At 45.1% G+C, this 21,565-nt stretch carries 20 protein-coding genes; 11 read left to right on the forward strand and 9 right to left on the reverse strand.

The window, feature by feature from the left end:
* Positions 1-90: 90 nt before the first annotated feature.
* The 8 genes from F3I09_RS04270 (at position 91) to F3I09_RS04305 (ending at position 9,948) form a co-directional block, all read left to right on the forward strand.
* Positions 91-759, forward strand: coding sequence for a DUF4253 domain-containing protein (locus tag F3I09_RS04270; RefSeq protein WP_149693785.1), 669 nt, complete (start codon positions 91-93; stop codon positions 757-759).
* Between the two features lie 325 nt (positions 760-1,084).
* Positions 1,085-4,444 (forward strand): preprotein translocase subunit SecA, encoded by a 3,360-nt coding sequence (gene secA / locus F3I09_RS04275; protein ID WP_149693786.1) that lies wholly within the window; start codon positions 1,085-1,087, stop codon positions 4,442-4,444.
* A gap of 544 nt (positions 4,445-4,988) precedes the next feature.
* Complete coding sequence (locus F3I09_RS04280) at positions 4,989-5,849, forward strand: carboxypeptidase-like regulatory domain-containing protein (protein ID WP_149693787.1); 861 nt, start codon at positions 4,989-4,991, stop codon at positions 5,847-5,849.
* 50 nt (positions 5,850-5,899) lie between these two features.
* Positions 5,900-6,682, forward strand: coding sequence for a carboxypeptidase-like regulatory domain-containing protein (locus F3I09_RS04285; protein WP_149693788.1), 783 nt, complete (start codon positions 5,900-5,902; stop codon positions 6,680-6,682).
* A 6-nt stretch (positions 6,683-6,688) separates the two neighbouring features.
* Positions 6,689-7,489, forward strand: a complete 801-nt coding sequence (locus F3I09_RS04290) for a carboxypeptidase-like regulatory domain-containing protein (protein WP_149693789.1) — start codon at positions 6,689-6,691, stop codon at positions 7,487-7,489.
* A gap of 159 nt (positions 7,490-7,648) precedes the next feature.
* Complete coding sequence (deoC, locus tag F3I09_RS04295) at positions 7,649-8,296, forward strand: deoxyribose-phosphate aldolase (RefSeq protein ID WP_149693790.1); 648 nt, start codon at positions 7,649-7,651, stop codon at positions 8,294-8,296.
* A gap of 49 nt (positions 8,297-8,345) precedes the next feature.
* The gene (locus F3I09_RS04300) at positions 8,346-8,786 is read left to right on the forward strand and encodes an SPOR domain-containing protein (protein ID WP_188133676.1); all 441 of its coding nucleotides are present in this window, start codon (positions 8,346-8,348) and stop codon (positions 8,784-8,786) included.
* On the forward strand, positions 8,770-9,948 hold the full coding sequence (locus F3I09_RS04305; RefSeq protein WP_149693792.1) for a M20 family metallopeptidase: 1,179 nt from the start codon (positions 8,770-8,772) through the stop codon (positions 9,946-9,948). Before F3I09_RS04300 ends, F3I09_RS04305 begins: the two co-directional genes overlap by 17 nt.
* A gap of 150 nt (positions 9,949-10,098) precedes the next feature.
* Here the strand turns inward: F3I09_RS04305 and F3I09_RS04310 are convergent, their stop codons facing one another.
* The 4 genes from F3I09_RS04310 to F3I09_RS04325 are packed head-to-tail and all read right to left on the reverse strand — an operon-like array spanning position 10,099 to position 12,867.
* Positions 10,099-10,770, reverse strand: coding sequence for a hypothetical protein (locus F3I09_RS04310; protein WP_149693793.1), 672 nt, complete (start codon positions 10,768-10,770; stop codon positions 10,099-10,101).
* A gap of 18 nt (positions 10,771-10,788) precedes the next feature.
* Positions 10,789-11,160 carry a GntR family transcriptional regulator gene (locus tag F3I09_RS04315; protein WP_149693794.1) on the reverse strand — a complete coding sequence of 124 codons (372 nt, stop codon included), beginning with the start codon at positions 11,158-11,160 and terminating at the stop codon, positions 10,789-10,791.
* A 30-nt stretch (positions 11,161-11,190) separates the two neighbouring features.
* On the reverse strand, positions 11,191-12,018 hold the full coding sequence (locus F3I09_RS04320) for a hypothetical protein (RefSeq protein ID WP_149693795.1): 828 nt from the start codon (positions 12,016-12,018) through the stop codon (positions 11,191-11,193).
* Between the two features lie 15 nt (positions 12,019-12,033).
* Positions 12,034-12,867: an ATP-binding cassette domain-containing protein gene (locus tag F3I09_RS04325; RefSeq protein WP_149693796.1), complete on the reverse strand. Its 834-nt coding sequence runs from the start codon at positions 12,865-12,867 to the stop codon at positions 12,034-12,036.
* Positions 12,868-13,098: 231 nt separating this feature from the next.
* On the opposite strand from F3I09_RS04325, the gene F3I09_RS04330 reads away from it, so the two are divergent.
* Positions 13,099-14,172, forward strand: a complete 1,074-nt coding sequence (locus tag F3I09_RS04330) for a hypothetical protein (protein WP_149693797.1) — start codon at positions 13,099-13,101, stop codon at positions 14,170-14,172.
* A gap of 55 nt (positions 14,173-14,227) precedes the next feature.
* Here the strand turns inward: F3I09_RS04330 and glyA are convergent, their stop codons facing one another.
* Entirely contained in the window at positions 14,228-15,505 is a 1,278-nt protein-coding gene (gene glyA, locus F3I09_RS04335; protein ID WP_149693798.1) for a serine hydroxymethyltransferase, read from the reverse strand.
* Positions 15,506-15,765: 260 nt separating this feature from the next.
* Between glyA and F3I09_RS04340 the strand changes: the two genes are divergently transcribed.
* Complete coding sequence (locus tag F3I09_RS04340) at positions 15,766-16,758, forward strand: sugar phosphate nucleotidyltransferase (protein WP_149693799.1); 993 nt, start codon at positions 15,766-15,768, stop codon at positions 16,756-16,758.
* Between the two features lie 9 nt (positions 16,759-16,767).
* Here F3I09_RS04340 and F3I09_RS04345 read toward each other — a convergent pair whose 3' ends face one another.
* Positions 16,768-17,760, reverse strand: a complete 993-nt coding sequence (locus tag F3I09_RS04345) for a type II toxin-antitoxin system antitoxin SocA domain-containing protein (RefSeq protein WP_149693800.1) — start codon at positions 17,758-17,760, stop codon at positions 16,768-16,770.
* Positions 17,757-18,116, reverse strand: a complete 360-nt coding sequence (locus F3I09_RS04350; protein ID WP_149693801.1) for a type II toxin-antitoxin system MqsR family toxin — start codon at positions 18,114-18,116, stop codon at positions 17,757-17,759. Before F3I09_RS04350 ends, F3I09_RS04345 begins: the two co-directional genes overlap by 4 nt.
* A gap of 144 nt (positions 18,117-18,260) precedes the next feature.
* On the opposite strand from F3I09_RS04350, the gene F3I09_RS04355 reads away from it, so the two are divergent.
* Positions 18,261-19,196: a nitronate monooxygenase family protein gene (locus tag F3I09_RS04355; protein WP_149693802.1), complete on the forward strand. Its 936-nt coding sequence runs from the start codon at positions 18,261-18,263 to the stop codon at positions 19,194-19,196.
* 4 nt (positions 19,197-19,200) lie between these two features.
* On the opposite strand, the gene F3I09_RS04360 is transcribed toward F3I09_RS04355, so the two are convergent.
* On the reverse strand, positions 19,201-20,514 hold the full coding sequence (locus F3I09_RS04360) for an ABC transporter permease (protein WP_149693803.1): 1,314 nt from the start codon (positions 20,512-20,514) through the stop codon (positions 19,201-19,203).
* A gap of 60 nt (positions 20,515-20,574) precedes the next feature.
* Positions 20,575-21,528 (reverse strand): ABC transporter ATP-binding protein, encoded by a 954-nt coding sequence (locus F3I09_RS04365; RefSeq protein WP_149693804.1) that lies wholly within the window; start codon positions 21,526-21,528, stop codon positions 20,575-20,577.
* Between the last annotated feature and the right edge of the window lie 37 nt (positions 21,529-21,565).

Genomic DNA, 21,565 nt, shown 5'->3' on the forward strand with positions numbered 1-21,565 from the left:
CACGAAGACGATACAGTGAGTAGTGACAATTCTTCATCAGTCCGCTATATAAACATTTTGTACTTTTATTTAATATTTCAGAAATATCCTATGAGTAGAATCCTATTATCCTTATCGCTGGCAACCGTGCTATGCGGCTGTGGTGTATCCGGGAAACAGAAATTTCCCTCCTCAGCAAAAGACTACGCACTGGCAGACGCTATGCATTACGACCATGCAATTATTGACGCACTAAGAGAAACAGTACCTGGCAACATTAACAGATTAAAACCAACATCCGACGAGGGAATTAACAACACTACACTGGGAGATGCCCTGCAATTCGAGTATGAAGTAAATGTAGATAATGCAGAACATTACGAGCAGCTCAGAACATCATTAAAAAATCAGGGATATCTGCTGTTCAAATCAGAAGAAAACTTTGGCACTACGCCTGATAAATTTGCAGTCCTGAAGAGTAAAAATCAATTCGATATTGTAAAATTCCGGGCCACCACGGGAGCAAATTATAATATCAGCAATGACAGCATCATGTTGAAATTACATGAATGGTACGAGCAACAGCCCTTTGAGATCACCGGTGCTGACGCTGACTGGGTAGAGGTACATCTGCTTAAACTCACATCCCCTGCGGCACTGTCGTTTGCGAACGAAGTATCGGCATTCTGTCCCGATCTGACGGAGCAGGGAACAGAAACGGTAGAGAACCTGGCCGCTGAAATGCTGCAAACCAGGCGCTTATTCCTCTGGTGGGATTAAATAACAGTATTTTAACATTTGAAGCCGTCTTGTTTATTCAGGGCGGCTTTTTTGCAGCCTTCAGCAGCTCTGGCGTCTTTTAAACAGCCCTGCCCTGCTGCTTTCCCTTTAAAAATCGCTTCCTGCTGCCATAATACGGCATTTAGCCTTCACTATGTGCAAATAATTCATAATTTTACAGGCCTTGCCAAAACCGGGTCTAAGTCTGACAGCTTGTCATCCGATGCTTCATAAGCACAATATTTGGGTAAGGTAGTCGGGCACGATAGGACTATCGTCCTTTGACTGTACAACTGTTTTAACAATCATTCGTAATAAACACAACATGTTAGGTTTTTTAACTAAACTTTTTGGCGGGCACAAGTCGGAGAGAGATATCAAAGCCATCGAGCCTTTGGTGAAGCAGATCAATGACGCGTTTGAAAAACTGCAATCCCTTCCTGTAGACCAGCTGCGCAACAAAACGCAGGAGTTCCGCCTGCGTATCAGTACGCATCTGTCAAAAATTGACGGTACCATTGCCGAAAAGAAAGCTGCGGCCGAAAATGTACATGACGTAGCAGAGAAAGATACTATCTATCAGGAGATTGATAAACTAAAGAAAGATCGTGATACTCAACTGGAAGAAGTACTGAAGGAGATCATGCCTGAGGCTTTCGCCGTTGTAAAAGAAACTGCACGCCGTTTTTCACAGAACGCTACTATCACAGCTACGGCTACCCCATTAGACAGGCAGCTGGCAGTGAAAAAGGGGGATTATGTCACTATAGAAGGTGACAATGTGACGTGGAAGAACAGCTGGACCGCTGCCGGCAGTATCGTTACCTGGAACATGATACACTATGATGTACAGCTCATAGGTGGTATGGTGCTCCATCAGGGTAAGATCTCTGAAATGGCTACGGGTGAAGGTAAAACCCTCGTATCTACCCTCCCTGCTTACCTGAACGCCCTGGGCGGTGAAGGTGTGCACGTGGTAACAGTGAACGACTACCTGGCCCGTCGTGACTCTGAATGGAATGGCCCTATCTTCGAATTCCTCGGCGTTACAGTAGATTGTATTGATAAACACCAGCCTAATACCCCTGAGCGCCGCAATGCGTACCTCGCGGATATTACCTATGGTACAAATAATGAGTTCGGCTTTGACTACCTGCGTGATAACATGGTGCATACTCCGGACGAAATGGTACAGCGTAAACACCACTTCGCAATGGTCGATGAGGTGGATAGCGTACTGATCGACGATGCGCGTACCCCGCTCATCATCTCCGGTCCTATCCCACGTGGAGAAGAACAGGAGTTCTACGCACTGAAACCACGTATCCAGCAGCTGGTGGATGCACAACGCAGAGCGACCAACCAGTTCCTCATCGAAGCTAAAAAACTGATCGGTGAAGGTAAAGACGATCCGAAAACCGGCGGTCTGTCCCTGATGCGTGCATGGCGTGGTTTACCAAAGAACAGCGCCCTGATCAAATACCTCAGCGAACCTGGTGTAAAAGTGCTGTTACAGAAAGCTGAAAACTACTACCTGGCAGATCAGCAACGTGAAATGCCGAAAGTAGATGAAGAACTGTACTTCACTATCGACGAAAAAAACAACAGCGTAGACCTGACTGAAAAAGGTATCGGTCTGATCACCAAAGCTGGTGAAGACCCTCACTTCTTCATCATGCCTGACGTTGGCTCTGAGATAGCAGAGATAGAAAAGAGCAAAGAATCCGCAGATGAAAAACTGCGCCGCAAGGAGACCCTCCTGCAGGACTTCGCTCAGAAATCTGACCGTATCCACTCCGTACAGCAGTTGCTGAAAGCATATACCCTCTTTGATAAAGACGTGGAATATGTGGTGATGGAAGGTAAAGTGAAAATAGTTGACGAACAGACAGGCCGTATCCTGGATGGCCGTCGTTACTCCGATGGTCTGCACCAGGCAATCGAAGCAAAGGAAAATGTGAAAGTGGAAGCCGCTACACAGACCTTCGCTACCGTAACCCTGCAGAACTACTTCCGTATGTATCACAAACTGGCAGGTATGACCGGTACGGCTACCACAGAAGCCGGTGAGTTCTGGGAAATCTATAAGCTGGATGTGGTAACCATTCCTACCAACCTGCCTATTACCCGTAAAGATGCGGAAGACCTGGTTTACAAAACCAAACGCGACAAGTACAAAGCTGTTATAGAAGAGATCAAGATATTGCAGGCTGCTGGCCGTCCGGTACTGGTAGGTACCACTTCCGTAGAGGTATCCGAATTGCTGAGCAAGATGCTCACCTTCGAAAAGGTACAGCACAACGTACTGAACGCTAAACAGCACGCCCGTGAAGCACAGATCGTAGCAGAGGCTGGTTTAGCCAGCGCTGTTACCATCGCTACCAACATGGCAGGTCGTGGTACGGATATCAAACTCGGAGCAGGTGTGAAAGAAGCGGGTGGTCTGGCCATCATCGGTACAGAACGCCATGAAAGCCGCCGTGTAGACCGTCAGTTACGTGGTCGTGCCGGTCGTCAGGGAGATCCCGGTACTTCACAGTTCTTCGTATCTCTCGAAGATGACCTGATGCGTATGTTCGGTTCCGATCGTATTGCCGGCCTGATGGACCGTATGGGCTACAAAGAGGGTGAAGTGATCCAGCACAGTATGATCACCAAATCTATCGAAAGAGCGCAGCGTAAAGTAGAGGAAAACAACTTCGGTATCCGTAAGCGTTTGCTTGAATACGATGACGTAATGAATAAACAGCGTACAGTGATCTACAATAAACGTAATCACGCCCTGTTTGGCGAACGTCTGGCTATTGATATCGACAACGCTTTCTATGATGTGGCAGAAAACCTGGTGACCACTCACAAGAATACTATCGATCATGAAGCATTCAAACTGGATGTGATCGTTAACTTCGCCATCGATACAGATATTACCCAGGATGATCTGACCCGTTTAGATATCAATACACTCGCTTCCCGTCTCTATCAGCAGGCGAAAGAAAGCTACGAGCGTAAAACAACTGAACTCGCGGAGAATACACTGCCTGTTATTGAGCAGATCCACCGCGAACAGGGACATCATATCGAAAACATCTCTATTCCATTCACTGATGGCAAGAGAGGTATGAACGTGCTGGCTAACCTGCAGAAAGTAGTAGACACCAAAGGTTATGAAACTATCAATGCACTGGAGCGCAGCATTACCCTTTCACTGATCGATGATGCATGGAAGGAACACCTGCGTGCTATGGACGACCTGAAACAATCCGTTCAGGGAGCTGTATACGAACAGAAAGATCCATTGCTGATCTATAAATTCGAAGCATTCAATCTCTTTAAAGATCTGAATGTTGAGACCAGCCGTGAGATCGTATCTTTCCTCTGCAGATCAGGCATTCCTGTTCAGGAAGACAACCGTCCTCCGCAGCAACAGCCGGAACAGGAACAACAACGTCCTACTCCCCCACAGATCCGTGAAGGACATGAAGAAAAGACTGACATGAGTCGCATGCGTGCTTCCCATCAGGAATTTGAAAACAGTAACGGTCATACCATGGTGGAAGAATATGCAACCAATGCTGAACCTGTAAAACAGGAACCCGTGAAAGCAGGTCCGAAAGTAGGCAGGAATGATCCTTGCCCTTGCGGAAGCGGTAAGAAGTATAAACAATGTCACGGAAAAGATCTTTAATTCCGTAGAGATATAATTGCAAAGAGAGGCTATGTCAAAAATGATATAGCCTCTCTTTTTTTACGCTAAGTAGCTTCGGTTTCAGCATGGGATGGCGGTCGGCGCCTCACTGGATTGCATGAGCTGTCAGACCTGTGACTGGAAGCGCCGATAACGTGAAAGAGTGTACACCGGGACAACTTTTTTTTGCTTACCAGTAGCCGGTCTTCACCAGCCCTTCAATTTTTTTTCCAGATTCTCAACAGATGAACGGATTTTTTGTTAGATTTGGTTGAGTAAACCTACATCCTATTATGTAGATTCCAATAGAATGGTATAAAGATACTTGTAAGATCAACCTCAAAAGATCATAGATTCCACCCAAATATCAACAGTTTTATTTTTCATTTACCTTATCATCATGCAGCAGCGTTTATAGCTGTTATAAGTTTACGTTGGCCTTTTACCGCCAGAAAATACGGGGCACAAGACAATTTATTATATGACTCAAGGATGCACTGTCATGGTAAAATCTGTTTGACTATTTGATTAACCTCTTAATGTTATGACCACCAAAAACCTTCTCAGTATCTGCTGCTTTGTAGCAGTTTATTCGTTATCCTCATGCACTAAAGATGCGCCACAGGGGCCTCCGGGGCCGCCTGGTGACACAGGCGTTTATGTGCCTCTCAAAGGTGATATCAGGGGTAAAGTGATCGTATATGATTCAACGGGAGCACCCCTTTCTGATTATTCCGGCGTGATAGTAACCATAGATTCCACGAACATGGCCGATACTACTGATGCCAGTGGCGCCTACAGTTTCAGCCAGGTGCCTGCGGGACGGTATAACTTCTCTTACAGTAAGGCAGGTTATGGTACCTACCGTATCATTCGTCAGCTGCATCCTGGTGGGGCACAGGTCACACAGATGGCGAATGCGGATGTAGGGCAGATCTATGTCGGTCCACCGTGTTTGGGGGGTGGTCCGATGTCCATTGGAGGTCCTGGAAATCACGAGATCTTCGCCTACGCTGAGTTTTCTGAGCCCATGGAGGTGCCCACAGCCGTTGTCTTGTATTTAAGTGTCGGCGGGCCGCCCAAAACAGACTTTGTAAAGGCATTAAGGGACTACCATGCAACGAACTTTTATCCGACAGTATATGCCGGCCCCGTCATCGAATCAACTATGATATATGGAGACAGTGTATTGGTTAATGCACATAACATTACTTTCTCCCTGGCATTTGACAATCCCAAGGATATTCATTACATAGATGAACAGGGTCGTACTATATACCCTTGTACAGGTCCCTTCTTTAATTCTTTTGGGTTGTCGGCATCTGCTTTCACGCCTCCGTTTGAGCAGTCGAGGCGGCGCAATGATGGCATTCCTCCATTGTTGCGGAACTTCCGTTTGAAGTAATGCAAACACACGTCAGCAACAACACCATCATCCAATTCTAATCCATCCACATGAAAAATATTATATTCCTCTCATTCTTTTTATGCCTTATCATGGCATGTGTTAAGGAAGGGCCTCCCGGGCCTAAAGGACCTGATGGTCCACCATATACCTGGCCGCCGGGTAATATTACAGGCTACATTAATCTGCGTGATCAATTCGGGTTGTCTGCGGCAAGGCAGGACAGCGTATGGTTACAAACCTATAATGCTGACAGCATTTTCAGGGCTTACACTGACACAAATGGATACTTTTATCTGCCGGCTGTTCCACCGGGCAATTATGATATCAGTATCTCAAAACCAGGTTATGATTCCCTCCATTTGTATGTGCAGCATGCAGGCGGTTCAATCGATAAATTCCTTGGTGCTACATCAATGGCGCAGCATATATCGACAAAATTGGTGTCCTTCACGGCCACGGCCCTCACAAGCTTCCCTGATGTCTATATCCCGTTCGAAATTGTGTTTGAATGGCCGACGCCGCACCGGCTTTCTGTATCAGGCTTCCAGGTATATCTTGATACATCAGCGGTACCTGGCGCCGGCAGAGGACTGTCTATTTCTTCGATCGGGACTGTTGGCAAGGATATCAATGGTATTACCGGTAAAATAGTCGGTAAGGTAACCATTCCGACGTATTTGGTGCCTTCAGGGACTACATTATATCTGACAGCGGTAGCAACGCCGGTAAGCTCCGGTTATACGCCATGGCTGGATTATGCTACGGGCGCCCGGATAGCATACCCTTATCTGGGAGATTCATTGAAAACACAGACCACTTACATAGAATAATCTCATATGAAACAGCTAATATTAGTATTATACTGCTGCCTTTTTATGGTAGCCTGCGTAAACTGGGATGTTACGGGTCCTGCAGGCCCAGAGGGGCCTCCCGGACCTCCGGGGCAAAAGCCGCCCGGTGCTGATACATCTTCTATTGTTGGAAGGGTATTTACCTTCAATGAGTTTACGGCGCCGATATGGCCGGTAGATAGTGTCAAAATAACATTACATCTGAGTGCTGATTCTATACTTGAAACAATGGCTGATACAGCCGGCTACTATCAATTCCATGGCATAGGCACAGGCACTTATAATCTGAGCTTTAGCCGCAATGGATTTGGTGAGATGAAGGTGTTCGATCAGACGCATATTTCCGGAGGCACCTTGAACACTACGGTGCAGGACGTATCAATTGTACAGATACCTGTACAGAATGTGCCTGATTCAGTCTGGCTTGAATATATACCTAATTATGTCAGGGTCAGGTTCAATCTCCCGCCTGGTGGCATTGTGATGACCGGCAGAAATTATCAGGTCTTTTTTTCCAAACATGCCAATGTCAGCGACAGTAACTATCTGGCCCGCACGCTATACTATGAATATTACACGCCAAGGGGCTGGCTTACTTCTTACTTCTCTCCGGGGGATTCCATATATGCCCGTATATATGTATTTCCTAAATACTTCTATACACCAATAGTGGGATGGTCAAACACGATCAGACCAGGTGTTTCCTACATAGATACTGCTTCCGGAGAAACTGTATATCCATTCAAGAGTAAAGCGTCAGCATTGGCCAAAGGTGTTTTCAACTGATGGTTTATTCCGAAGGAAGGACTATCACAAGTAATATTTATTTCAATATCTGATAGATCTCAGGCAGCACTGAACAGTGCTGCCTGATCCGTTAATATTGCCCCTGCGTGTTACCCCATTTCCAGATTTCCCTTACTTTCGTGACCGAAACCTGTCACAATGAAACTCAACAGATACATAGACCACACCGTCCTTAAGCCAACTACCACACTGGAAGATATTAAGAAACTCTGTATGGAAGCGGTGGAATATGATTTTGCCGCAGTATGCATTCCTCCTCCTTTTGTAAAACTGGCGAAGACCTTTGTAGGTAGTACAAGTACAAAGGTGGCCACCGTTACGGGATTCCCATTCGGTTATTCAGCTATAGAAGCCAAGGTGGCAGAAACAGTGCTGGCCATTGTGGATGGGGCAGACGAGATCGATATGGTAGCCAATATACTGGCCATCCGGAATAAGGACTGGCAATATGTGGAGAAAGAGATCGCGACCATCATGCCCATCATCCGTAACCATCAGAAGGTGATCAAGGTGATCATTGAAAGTGGCATATTATTGGAAGAGGAGATTGTGCAATGCTGCCAGCTGTATGCCAGGTACCAGGTGGATTTTGTAAAGACCTCTACCGGGTATGCGGAAAAGGGAGCGACCGTTGCGGCAGTACAGCTGATGAGGGCCAATCTGCCGGCAAATATTCAGATAAAAGCTTCCGGCGGTATTCGTACCTTTGCCTTCGCAAAAGAACTGATCGACGCTGGCGCTACCAGGATAGGGACGAGCAATGGAGTAGCACTTATGAAGGAATAGGTACAATTGAGGGTTCACGCCCTGTAACCATTCCCCTAAACAGATGAATATGAAACACTTAATATTATTATTCTCCGGATTGCTGATCGGAGGCCTGGCCATGGCCCAGGAAGCGCCAATAGCCAGCACAGGTGGTGTGAAGGTTGTAAAAGACCCTCGTCTCGACCTGCTGGTCAGGAAACAGATCTACATCAATACCCTGGCCACCCGTAATCAGCCGGGATTCAGGGTACAGGTTATATCTACCAACAAAAGGAATGAGGCCAACGATATAAAAGCCCGTGTAATGCAATTATATCCCGATTACCGTACTTATATGGACTACCAGGCGCCATATTTCAAGGTGCGTGTAGGTGATTTTAAGAGCCGGGAAGAGGCCGCCGATTTGCGGGACAAACTTTCTGACAACTTCCCGGGCGGCATCTTTGTAGTACCAGCCATCATTAATGTGTCACCAGAGAAAGAAGCCGGGAATGAAGAATCGTATTAAGGAACTGGCGCAGCAGTATGCGCCGGAATTCGTTGCTATCCGCCGTCACATCCACTCCCATCCTGAATTATCTTTCCAGGAATATGAAACATCTAAATTCCTGCAACAGAAACTGGATGAATTTGGCGTATCCTATACAGCTGGTATTGCCGGAACTGGTATTATCGCTACGATAGAAGGAAAAAATCCATCTTCCAAAACCATCGCCTTAAGGGCAGACATTGACGCACTTCCCATCACGGAAGCCAATGACGTGCCTTATAAATCACTCAACACCGGTGTCATGCATGCCTGCGGGCATGATGTGCACACTACCTGTGTGTTGGGCGCTACCCGCATCCTGCAGCAACTGAAGGATGAATTTGAAGGGACCATCAAAGTATTGTTCCAGCCGGGAGAAGAGAAACATCCCGGTGGGGCCAGCCTGATGATACAGGAAGGCGCACTGGAAAATCCACGTCCTGACGCTATCCTGGGCATGCACGTGCAGCCGTCTATGGAAGCCGGTAAACTGGGTTTCAGGGCAGGACAATATATGGCCAGCGCAGACGAGATCTATATTACCATCAAAGGAAAGGGTGGCCACGCGGCATTGCCTCACCTTACGGTAGATACCATCCTGGTGGCATCCCACCTGGTGGTAAGCCTCCAGCAAGTCATCAGCCGCAATAATAATCCCTTCTCCCCTTCCGTATTGAGCATCTGTGCCTTCAACGGAGGATACACTACCAATGTCATTCCCAGCGAGGTAAAACTGATGGGCACCTTCCGTGCAATGGATGAAACCTGGCGCTTTAAAGCCCATGAAATCATCAGGAAACAGGCTACGGAGCTGGCCCATGCCATGGGCGCCGAAATAGATATCGAGATATTGGTAGGTTACCCTTGCCTGTATAACAATGAAGCGGTGACCGGCAAAGCACGTTCCCTGGCGGAAGAATACCTGGGATTACCTAACGTAGAGGATACGGAAGTCCGTATGGGAGCTGAGGACTTCGCATTCTATTCCCAGATTGTACCGGCCTGCTTTTTCAGACTGGGTACGGGCAATATTTCCCGTGGCATCACTTCTGGCGTACACACGCCTACCTTCGATGTAGATGAAAGCGCTATTGAAGTAGGTATAGGCACGATGGCTTATCTCGCCACCCAATTTCAATAACAATACCTGTATAATATTACAAAAGGCCGGGATGCAGATCCTGGCCTTTTGCATTAAGTAATTGTATCGTTAGTATTGAACGAAAAGAGGCCTGCTGGAAAGCGGGCCTCTATCAACATAGCCTTTTTTGTCTTTTCGTTATAAAAAAAGTTATTTGATCTGTTTCATACTGGTTAATGATTCTCCGGTCAATTGCAGCTCGCGCAGGCTGTCTACGGCCATGGACACATGACCATAAGGCACTTCGTAAGACTTTAACACGCTGGATTGCCCTAATTGCAGATGGATGGAATCAATCAGACTCTTTTTACCCATTGCTACAAATTCACTCTCTTCTCCCCCTTTTACATCCAGTACATTCACCTTCATATCGATCAGTTCAACATTACAGGATTTACCTGCCAGTATGTTCAGCGAAGGCAGTTCAAACCGCCGCAGAGAAATACCGTTTCCTTCAGATAAGATCACTGTTTGCAATGCCGGACATTCCAGCACAAAATGATCACCATCTTTCAATTTGATAAACATCGTATCATTTCGAGTGGAGTAATCGAACCGCTGATCCTTGTCTCCCCAAAAATAAATCTGGTATTTTTCATCCCTGTCAACGGTTAGACGGTCGCTTGCCACTCCCTCTATCTTTAATACTTTGAATGCGCTGACAGGAATTCTAATTTCCTTGCCTTTGTTATCATCGTCAGTCAGCAAGCCATCTCCGCTTCTTCCTCTTTTAAAATTAGCCCACATCACCGTATCGGAGAGCAGCATCAGCAAAACGATCAGTCCCACGAAAGAGAGTAATAATTTATTACTGGTCTTCATAAATATCTTTTTAATAAATTATCTGAAATGAGATTTTTTATATTTCTCGTAGTGTGTTTTTAATTCATCCAGCTCTATATCCAGTAAATAGATATTACGGAAGAATTGTGGTAGCTCATTGGTCAGGAAACGTTCTTTCTTCAGTTGCTTTATTTTCTTTCCCGCGTTGGTAGCAACGAAGTAACCAATCCCCCTTTTGTTATAGATGATCTCGTACTGCTGCAGATATTCGCAGGTACGCATAACAGTATTGGGGTTCACTTCCAGTTGCACTGCCAGCTCCCGCACAGAAGGAATTCTATCTTCCGTCTTCCACTTATCCAGCAATATCTGCTCACACATATGATCTGCGATCTGGAGATATATCGCTTGTGATTCTTTGAATTCCATAAACAATTTTTTAAACAGGAATAGCCTTAATTACATCTCTCTATCTCTTAACCGCATATATCCCAATGTCCAGAGCATGGGAGTTACGAGGTACTTACCGAAGAATAATAACCCATCTCTCATAGATGCTGGCAACATCAGGAATTTATCGGTCCTGGGAACGTATTCTGAAGGATGTTCACCCAGCATCACGTTGATGCCGACAAATGGGAAATGTGCATTCCAGCGTACCATGCGATTACCAAAGAAGATATAAGAGAAGAGGGTATTCAAGAAGTATAATGACAGGATAAATATCATGAACAGGAATACTGTTTTGATAAAACTATACTTCTGAAAATTGATAGCTCCCAGTAACATTACAGCTTGTGCGAAAAACCATATGTAATAGAAATACAACAACTGACCATTACTGAACGCATCGCGAAGATCATTTTCCATATGCTGCCCGGTATACCTTGCTACTATTGCATCTATACCAAGGTAAGCGAGGTAAAAAGCGATGTGATAGAGTAGCAGGAAACCTATTGTAGTCACCACTAATGTACTCAGATATTTTTCCAGTTGTGAGGCAGGGAATAACAGGTAATCTATTCCCTGTGGTTTATTTGCCAGCTCACTGAAAGATAGACTTGTAAAAATGAGCCCCGTCAGAAACATACCGATAATATACAATGGTATTAATCTGCTGATGGCTGGCTGTACCCTGAAATTATCGGATAAGTTGAGCAGCAGCATAATTAACAACAGCACTGTCAAAACGATTACAGACATACCGTAGATGCGGTAATTGTCTACCAGGTGCTTTCTCATATAGAGGCCAAAGCGGCCTGCACTAAAAACATTATTTGTTTGCATAAGGAGTTACAGAGGTTAGTTAAAGATTTGAGAGATGCTTTCACGTTTTTCCAGCACAGCGTTGAACAGGAGCTCCATATCAATGCGGCTGTGCTCTGCACCTTCATTCGGCATGATAACGGCATGTCCGCGGATAGAACTATCCGAGAACAATACATTCCTTGCATCAGCCATATTCACTACGTTCTTAAAACAGAGCCTGTCGGTAACTGTTTCCACGTTCTGGCGGAAGATGATCTTATGATCATCGATGATGACAATGCTGTCGATCAGGTTATCCAGATCACGCACCTGGTGGGTGGATATAACGATGCATTTATCATCACTTACAGCAGCAGCAATTACCTTACGGAACTGGCTTTTAGAAGGGATATCCAGTCCATTGGTAGGTTCGTCCAGTATCAGTGCTTTGGTATTGGTGGCCAGTGCAAAGCTGATCAGCACTTTCTTTTTTTGTCCGTAAGACATTTCCGTCAGTCGCTGATCCAGCGGAATATGGAATTCTTCCAGGTAGTTATGAAAGGCTTTACGGTCGAAGTTGGGGTAGAAAGGTGCATAGGTAGTGAGATATCCTTTGATGTGTACCTGTGGCAGGTAAAATTCTTCGGGGACCATAAACAGGTTCTGCAAAAAAGCTGGCTGCCGGAAGCGGGATTCGAAGCCCATCACTTTGCAATGGCCTTGCTGCGGAAATAATAAACCGGCAATATGCTTCAGCAGACTGGATTTACCGGCACCATTCTTTCCCAGTAAACCATAGATGTGACCAGCTTCCAGTTGCAGGTTCAGATTCTCGAAGAGGGGTTTGTTCTTGCGGTAACTGAATGAGAGATTCTGGATAGATATCATAGCTTAGTGATTTAGTGTACTACATATCTAGTACACTGTAAATGTATGAAGCTTTTTTCCATAATTCCAAAAAAAAATCCGGGACAGGGTAGGAAAAACCTCTCCTGGGAAGGTGGTTTCCGGCTCTTAATATTTAATTATCAATATCTTTTTACTGTAGAAGCATTTCTACACATTAAAACTTTTTAATAGGTTATATTTGCTCGTGGTTTAAACTAAAAAACAACTCCTATGAAAGGCCCTCTAGCAGCCTTGCTTTGTTTAAGCCTTTTATTTTCAGCGATTACGGTATCCGCGCAGTTCGTAAAGACGAAAGACCTCGAGAAGATGAAAAAAAGGACAAGGATCCTTGTGGTGAAAGAAAAACCTGATAAGAAGATCTTAAAGCAACTCGCCCGTAGTTCCACTGAAATGGCAAATGCTTATAAGCAGGCTATCAAACAATTAAACCAGGACTTCCCTGAAGCGGTCAGGCAATTCTGGACAGTGAACGACAACGCAACTATTGAAGTGCGAACAGAAAAAGAAATTGAAAAGATCCGTAAGAAGAATGACAGGAGCAGCATTGTGATGGATTGTCAGTCGCTGCATGTCAAACCCGGCGTAAAAAGCCGTTACTCCAAATTTACGCGTACCTACACCAGCGCCCTGGTATGGGAGAAGGATAGTAAAGATCTCAGCATCCCGGTCATTAATATGACCTTTATAGAAAATGACCTTCAGTATCCTTTTTACATCCAGAACATGTCTGACAGATTCCCCGATTTTGTTGATCTGGCGGTAGGCCTGCGCCTGGCCACCTTCGTCTTCAATGAACAGCTGGATGGTAAATCCTCCACCATTTTGCAGAAAGAGATCAAGCATAATGCGGTTCTCATGAAAGGCAAGACCCTGGTATTGTGTAAAGAATGGCTGGACGAAACTTTTGAAGCCAAGACTGCCAAACAGGATTATCCCTATCCCATCCGTTATGTGAACCAGGAGGAACTGGAAGGACTGATCCGCAAGGATGTATACGATAGTACAGTGGTGGCTTATGTTCCTGCCGGCGTATTCTCCACCTTCGACCGTAATGCGCCCAGTATGGAAGTGCATGTACCCGTGGTTTTCGATCCGGTGAACGGGATGCCGCTCTGTCATTCGGACATTAGCGACCAGATGTTCCAGGCCTGGGGGTTTTCACTCATTCCCAGAATGGGAAAGACTGTTGTCGGGTTCAAAAAGATCCGGAATGAGGATATCCGGAACTTCGCAAAGTCCATCAATGAAGGAGAAGAAATAGATATTACCCAAAGTATAAAATAAAGAAGCGCCTCACGGATTGTGAGGCGCTTCTTTTTTATCATTGTTTCTGATTGACTTACAATTCAGGGTACAGCACGAACTGTTTCATAAAGTCGTTCACTGAACCTCTCACCTTAGTGATAAGCGCTTCATTATCAGCATCCATCAGCAGCTCATCGATCCAGGATACCACCTGCGGCATGTGTTCTTCTTTCATACCACGGGTTGTGATAGCTGGTACGCCAACACGGATACCGGAAGTAACGAAAGCAGATTTATCGTCGAAAGGCACCATGTTCTTATTGACAGTGATGTCTGCCTTTACCAGCACCTGTTCTGCCTTTTTACCGGAGATGTTCTTGTTACGCAGGTCAATCAGCATCAGGTGGTTGTCGGTACCGCCAGACACGATCTCATAACCTCTCTCAACGAATGCTTTAGACATTGCCTGGGCATTTCTGATGATCTGTTTTGCGTATACGTCGTATTCGTCAGTCAGGATCTCGAAGAAAGAAACTGCTTTAGCAGCAATTACGTGTTCCAGCGGACCACCCTGAATACCAGGGAATACGGCAGTATCGATCAGTGAGCTCATCATGCGGATCTCACCTTTTGGTGTTTTCAGACCGAACGGATTTTCAAAGTCTTTACCCATCATGATCAGACCACCACGTGGGCCACGCAATGTTTTGTGGGTGGTAGTAGTTACAAAATGACAATGTTCGAACGGAGAGTTCAGCAATCCTTTAGCGATCAGCCCCGCAGGGTGCGCGATATCTGCCATCACAAAAGCACCTACCTGGTCAGCGATCTGGCGGATACGTTTGTAATCCCAGTCACGGCTGTAAGCAGAAGCACCGCAAACGATCAGTTGAGGTTTTTCTTTCAGCGCGATCTCTTCCATTTTATCATATTCTACCAGGCCGGTTTCCTTATTCACGCCATAAGAGAACGGCTGATATAACTTACCTGAGTAGTTTACCGGAGAACCGTGGGTCAGGTGACCACCCATGCTCAGGTCCAGTCCCAGGATCTTATCGCCTGGTTTCAGGATAGCCAGCATTACGGCTGCATTTGCCTGTGCGCCGGAGTGCGGCTGTACGTTTGCATATTCTGCATTGAAGATCTGCTTAGCCCTGTCAATAGCCAGTTGTTCACTCTGGTCCACGATTTCGCAGCCACCATAATATCTACGTCCCGGATAACCTTCCGCATATTTGTTGGTCAGCACAGTTCCCATAGCCTGTATTACCTGCAGACTGGTAAAGTTTTCCGATGCAATCAATTCAATGCCATGACGCTGGCGCTCCAGCTCCTGGCCGATGATATTAAATATTTGCAGATCTCTTTGCATTGTATGTACTTTGAAAATTTGGTGCAAAGGTAATCGAATTTGCGAATAGTGCATAGTGAATAAAGGATAGTAGATAGATTTTTTTGCTACAAAATCACATTACCATAGTTATAAACACTATAAAAGTCTGTAGTCCATAGACGATAGTTCAAGCTCCTGTTAACTGATCCTCTCCCCCCTATGGACTATTTTCATTTTTTGTTCTACCTTCACGCCCTCGGTACGAGAACGAGACGGATCATTTAAACTAACCTGCGTACATGAAGGCCATTATACCTGTAGCCGGTGCTGGCACCAAGCTACGTCCTCATACATATACACAGCCAAAAGCATTAATCCCCCTTGCGGGCAGAACTATACTAAGTATTATCATCGACCAGCTGGCAGAAGCCGGTATCACCGAATTTGTGTTTGTCATCGGATACCTGGGGGAAAAGATCCAGCACTATGTCCAAAAGAAATACCCACACCTGACCTGCCACTTCGTGCAGCAGAACAGCCGTGAAGGTACCGGACACGCCATCCTGCTGACCAGGCAGGTAGTGCAGGATGATGAGATCCTGATCGTACTGGGCGACACTATCTGTGAAGGCAACTTCCAGGAACTGATCGCCGCTCCGGTATCTATGCTCGGTCTGAAAAAAGTAGATGATCCCCGCAATTTCGGTGTTGCTGAATTGAATGAGGATAACAACATCATCAGGGTAGTGGAAAAACCACAGATCCCTAAGTCCAACCTGGCCCTTGTAGGGGTTTATAAAATCAAGGAGACTGCACAGCTATACGATTGTTTGGAACAGAATATCCTGAATCAGAAGAAGTCGCACGACGAATTCCAGCTGACGGACGCCCTGCAGTGCATGATTGAACATGGCGTCACCTTCAAAACCTTCAAGGTAAGCAACTGGTTTGACTGCGGGCGTAAGGAAACGCTGCTGGAAACAAACGCTACCCTCCTGAGTAAATACAAAATGCCTGGCAATCAGGGGTTCCCGTATGAGAATACGATCATTATCCCTCCGGTGAGCATTGCAGAGGGTTGTAATATCAAAAATTCCATTATCGGGCCTAATGTGGCGATCGGCGATAACACCGTTATTAATTATTCGATCGTGAAGGATTCTATCATTGGTTCGTTCAGCAATTTGTATGAGGTGGTGTTGAAGTCGAGTTTGATTGGTAGTGATGCGAATATCCGCGGGTTGAGCCAGAGTTTGAATATTGGGGATAATACGGAGATAGATTTGGGATGAAAGGATAGATCAGAAATGTTTTAATTCAAAACTGTATTTATAACTGATAAACCCTTTCAGCTTAATATTTTCTTTCCAGGCAGTTTCTTTGTGACTGATGTCTACAATCTGCCTGGTACTTTTCCCTTCAAATCTTTTTGCAACTTTAATTATTGTACCAATTTCAGTTTCATCAAAAAGACTGGTTCCCTCCACCAGGTCTACTTTATCTTTCCACGAAATCAGCTCCCCAACCTCTTTTTCTATTATGTCAATGTAGTGTTCGTTGAACAGGAAATTATACATGGCGCCATAGTTTTGAGGGACCGGCCCCCACTCTATCGCTCTGTATGAGATTCCTGTTATACTACGACCATAATGCTGGTAATGGCTGAAATCTGCATAAAACAACAATTTGTTCATTCCTGTAACAAAAGGAGTAATCACATGTGCAAAATATCGTGTTAAGCATCCAATCTTTGACAAATTCCCTTTCCGGTAGCCGTTGAACTCATCCGGGTATTTACTAGGGAATATATACCCTTGCATTAAAGATGTAGATGTATTGGTTTCTGCCGGAACCCGTTGCAGCTTTTTCTGCACTTTTTCAAATTCATGAGGCTCCAGGGAGTTTTTAGACAGATCCAACAGCTTGCTAAATTCAGCTGCATCTTCAGCCATTCTTATCATTCGTCCTGTAGCGACGCTGGGCATTTCACCGCTTTCATAATTCCGGTAGACATTAGCGCCTAACCCCAGTACTTCACTCATTTTCGCAGCACTTAAAGCATATTTTTCACGTATGTTCCTGATCTCATCCTTGAACGGAATACCGTATTTTGCCCGATACTTGTTATGTACCTGGTTAATGTTCAGGATATCCAGTTCTGTAGTAGTAAACTGTTCTCCACTATCTTCACACAAGTAACAATGATACACGATATCAAATGCCTCTTTGCGGTAATCTAACTTACGGGTTTCCCGGACTAATCGCACTTTGCCTCCGGTAAATGGACTTTTCATATACTATTTGTTTTAAAGGGGTAATTCATGTGGTGTGCTGCCAGGTGAAATGATATACATATCACACTGGTTCCATTCACTCCCATGGTAATTTTTATATAGACTTCTTTCTGTTTTATCATTTTTCCAAAGACCCACATTTCTGCACCTCCATATAGCTTTTCTCCCAATGGCCCCTCACTATAGTCCTCTAATTCCAATCCTTTTAAAATCTCATTCCTGTTTAATGGTGTAATATCCAATTCCAGTAAACACTGCATATTTTTTCCTCTGTCATCTCTAAATATTACGCCCCATATACTCATTTTTGTTTTAAAATCTTGCAGAAACGAAAGAACCCTTTGGGATATGTCCATAAGTATTTATTGGAATCAACAAAACAACTAATTAGTTGCAATATTAATTCAAATAAACAAAATATTCAACTTTTAAAACAACCAATTTTTCTTCTAAAAATCTGCTTTGAGTTATATTTGTTTCTATAGCTTATTTTCACTCCCATGAACCGCGTCACGCAATTATTCCACATACAATATCCGATTATCCAGGCCGGCATGATCTGGGCCAGCGGCTGGCGATTAGCCAGCGCAGTAAGTAATGCCGGTGGATTGGGCCTGCTTGGTGCAGGCAGCATGTACCCTGACGTATTAAGGGAGCATATTCAGAAATGTAAACAGGCAACAACACAAGCATTTGGTGTTAATATCCCGCTGTTATATCCGGACATTAATAAACTGATTGATATTGTAATAGAGGAGCAGGTACCCGTTGTATTCACCTCCGCCGGGAATCCCAAAACATGGACACCTACACTGAAAGCAGCTGGTATTACCGTTGTACACGTAGTTTCCAGCGCCCTGTTCGCAGCCAAAAGCGAGGCTGCCGGAGTAGATGCAGTAGTTGCGGAAGGCTTTGAAGCCGGCGGACATAACGGTCGTGAAGAAACCACTACTATGGTATTGATCCCGGCAGTATGTGAAAAAGTACAGATACCCGTTATTGCTGCCGGCGGCATAGGGTCCGGCAGAGCCATGACTGCGGCATTTGCATTAGGAGCAGAAGGCGTGCAGGTAGGCAGCAGGTTCGTGGCCTCTCCGGAAGCATCTTCTCACCCCCATTTTAAACAGGCTATATTGGATGCAAAAGAAGGCGACACCATGTTGGCCCTGAAAAAGCTCACTCCTGTAAGATTGCTGAAGAATACTTTTTTTGAAACGGTGAAAGAAGCTGAAGATAAAGGCGCAGATCCGGAATCATTAAAGGCACTGTTGGGACGTGCCCGTGCAAAGACAGGTATGTTTGAAGGCAACATGGAGGAAGGGGAACTCGAAATCGGGCAGGTAAGTGCATTGATACATACACTTAAACCTGCCGGAGATATCGTTAAAGAAATATGGGATGAGTTTAATGTAACGAGAAAGAAGCTGTGTCAGTGACAGTCTACGCCTTTCTCCCAATCCACTTAATTGCCTCTTTCCAAGTGATCTTCTTACCATACATCAGTATACCCGTACGGTATATCTTACCAGCCATCCATGTAGTAAACAGGAACCCAGCTATCAGCAAACCGATTGACAGTCCCAGCTGCCAGTAAGGCACTGTGCCGGGTACGCCATAAGGTATGCGCGCCATCATCACCATCGGTGATGTAAACGGAATAATGCTTCCCCAGAAGGCCAGCGGTCCTGTCGGGTTTTGCACGGAGGAGATCATCACCATAATACCAATAATGATCGGTAAGGTGATAGGAAATGTCAATGCCTGTGCATCTGTGGGGTCTTCATTCACGAGACTGCCTACTGCGGCAAATAAAGCGGAATAGAACAGGTATCCGCCCAGGAAGTAGAATATAAAGCAGGTGATAACTACTGTCCAGTTAACACTACCCACTACGAACTGGATCTTCTCCATCGCTTCCATGGCAGCGGCACTGCTGCTGCTCTGCATCATAGTACCGCCTTCACTCATGGCGCTCACGGCATCGCCGGAGAGGAATAATGGCAACAACAGCTGCACACAAATAATGAGCACTACCCAGATCATGAATTGCAACAATCCAACAGCTGCAATACCGATGATCTTTCCCATCATCAACTGGAAAGGTTTCACACTGGAGATCATCACCTCTGCAATACGGTTTACCTTTTCTTCCATCACACCGCGCATCACTGACATACCGAAAAACATCAGGATGATGTAAATGATAAATCCACTGGCATATCCGACGCCGTAGGCAACTGCGGAGCTTCCCTTCTTGCCTTCCTCTCCTGTTTTGAAATCAATACTGATATCAGATTTCACCGCCTTCAACTGGCTGGCATCTATATTCACTTTCTTCAGTCGTTCTTCTTCAATCAGGTCATTCACACGGCGCGTGATACGGCTTTCTACAGCCAGGCCGGGCTGTGCATTGCTATAATAAGTGATGCCTGCAGGCCGGTCGATATCAAATTCCGGAATATAAAGCAGACCGGAATAACCATAGTCGGCGTATTTGTGCTGGAATGAATCAACGCCTGTATTTACAAGGTATTTATAGTATACGCCTTTATCGTCGGGGAAACGGTTCATGAAAAGATGACTGTCATCTATCACGGCAATACGCTTCTCTTCTTTTGAATTTGTTGCTATCAGGATGGGAATAACAACCATCGCAGCAAAGAACAGCGGCACCAGCAGTGTTACTACCAGGAAAGAGCGCTTCCTTACGCGGGTCATAAATTCTCTCTTTATAATCAGCCAGATTTTGTTCATAGAAATTAGGAATGACGGGTTAGAAATAACGAATTTATTCAGCGGTTGAAAATGAAAGGATCAGGAATAAGCAGGTTGACTTTCATTGGCAACTCCTGCTGCTGTATCCGTAATCGAGGTAACCTGCTGAATAAATACTTCATTGATGGAAGGTAGTATTTCCTGGAAATAGGTAATTGGTATTTCCTGCCTGATGAAATGCATCAGGATATCATTGGTTGTACTGCCTTCACTGAGCTTCACCGTGTAAGCGAGTCCTTCCTGTTTGATGATCGAAAAATGATAGGTAGCCATCTGTGCGAAGTTTGGCATAACGCCCACGCCAATGCGGAACAGGTGCTGCTTGAAGTCCTGTTTGATCTGTTTCACTTCACCGTCCAGCAGTTTCTTACCCTGGTTCACTAATACAATACGGTCGCAGATCTCTTCCACCTGCTCCATTCTATGGGTGGAAAAAATGATGGTGGTACCGTTCCGGCTAAGGTCAAATATTTCCTGCTTGATAAGATTAGCGTTGATAGGATCAAGACCCGAAAACGGTTCATCGAGAATCAGCAGTTCCGGACCGTGCATAATAGTGGAAATGAACTGTACCTTTTGCTGCATTCCTTTACTCAGTTCCTCCACTTTCTTATTATACCAGGCATTGATCTCAAACTTATCGAACCAGTATTTGATCTTATCTTTTGCTTCTTTTTCCGACAAGCCTTTCAGCTGTGCCAGGTATAATGCCTGCTCTCCTACCTTCATTTTCTTGTACAGTCCTCTTTCTTCCGGCATATAACCAATAGAATGGATGTCTGTGCGGGGATCAAAAGGACGCCCGTTAAACAATATTTCCCCCTGATCAGGATAAAATATACCAGTGATCATGCGCAGCAATGTTGTCTTACCAGCGCCATTGGGGCCCAGTAATCCGAATATGCTGCCCTTGGGAATAATAAAACTGATATCGTCTACAGCCTTATGAGTGGCATAGTACTTACGCAGATGTTTTATTTCTATGAGGTTCATAGAATAAATGTAAAAAAATAATATGAGAGATGGGAAA

The organism is Chitinophaga sp. CF418, from assembly GCF_900142925.1.
GTDB lineage: Bacteria > Bacteroidota > Bacteroidia > Chitinophagales > Chitinophagaceae > Chitinophaga.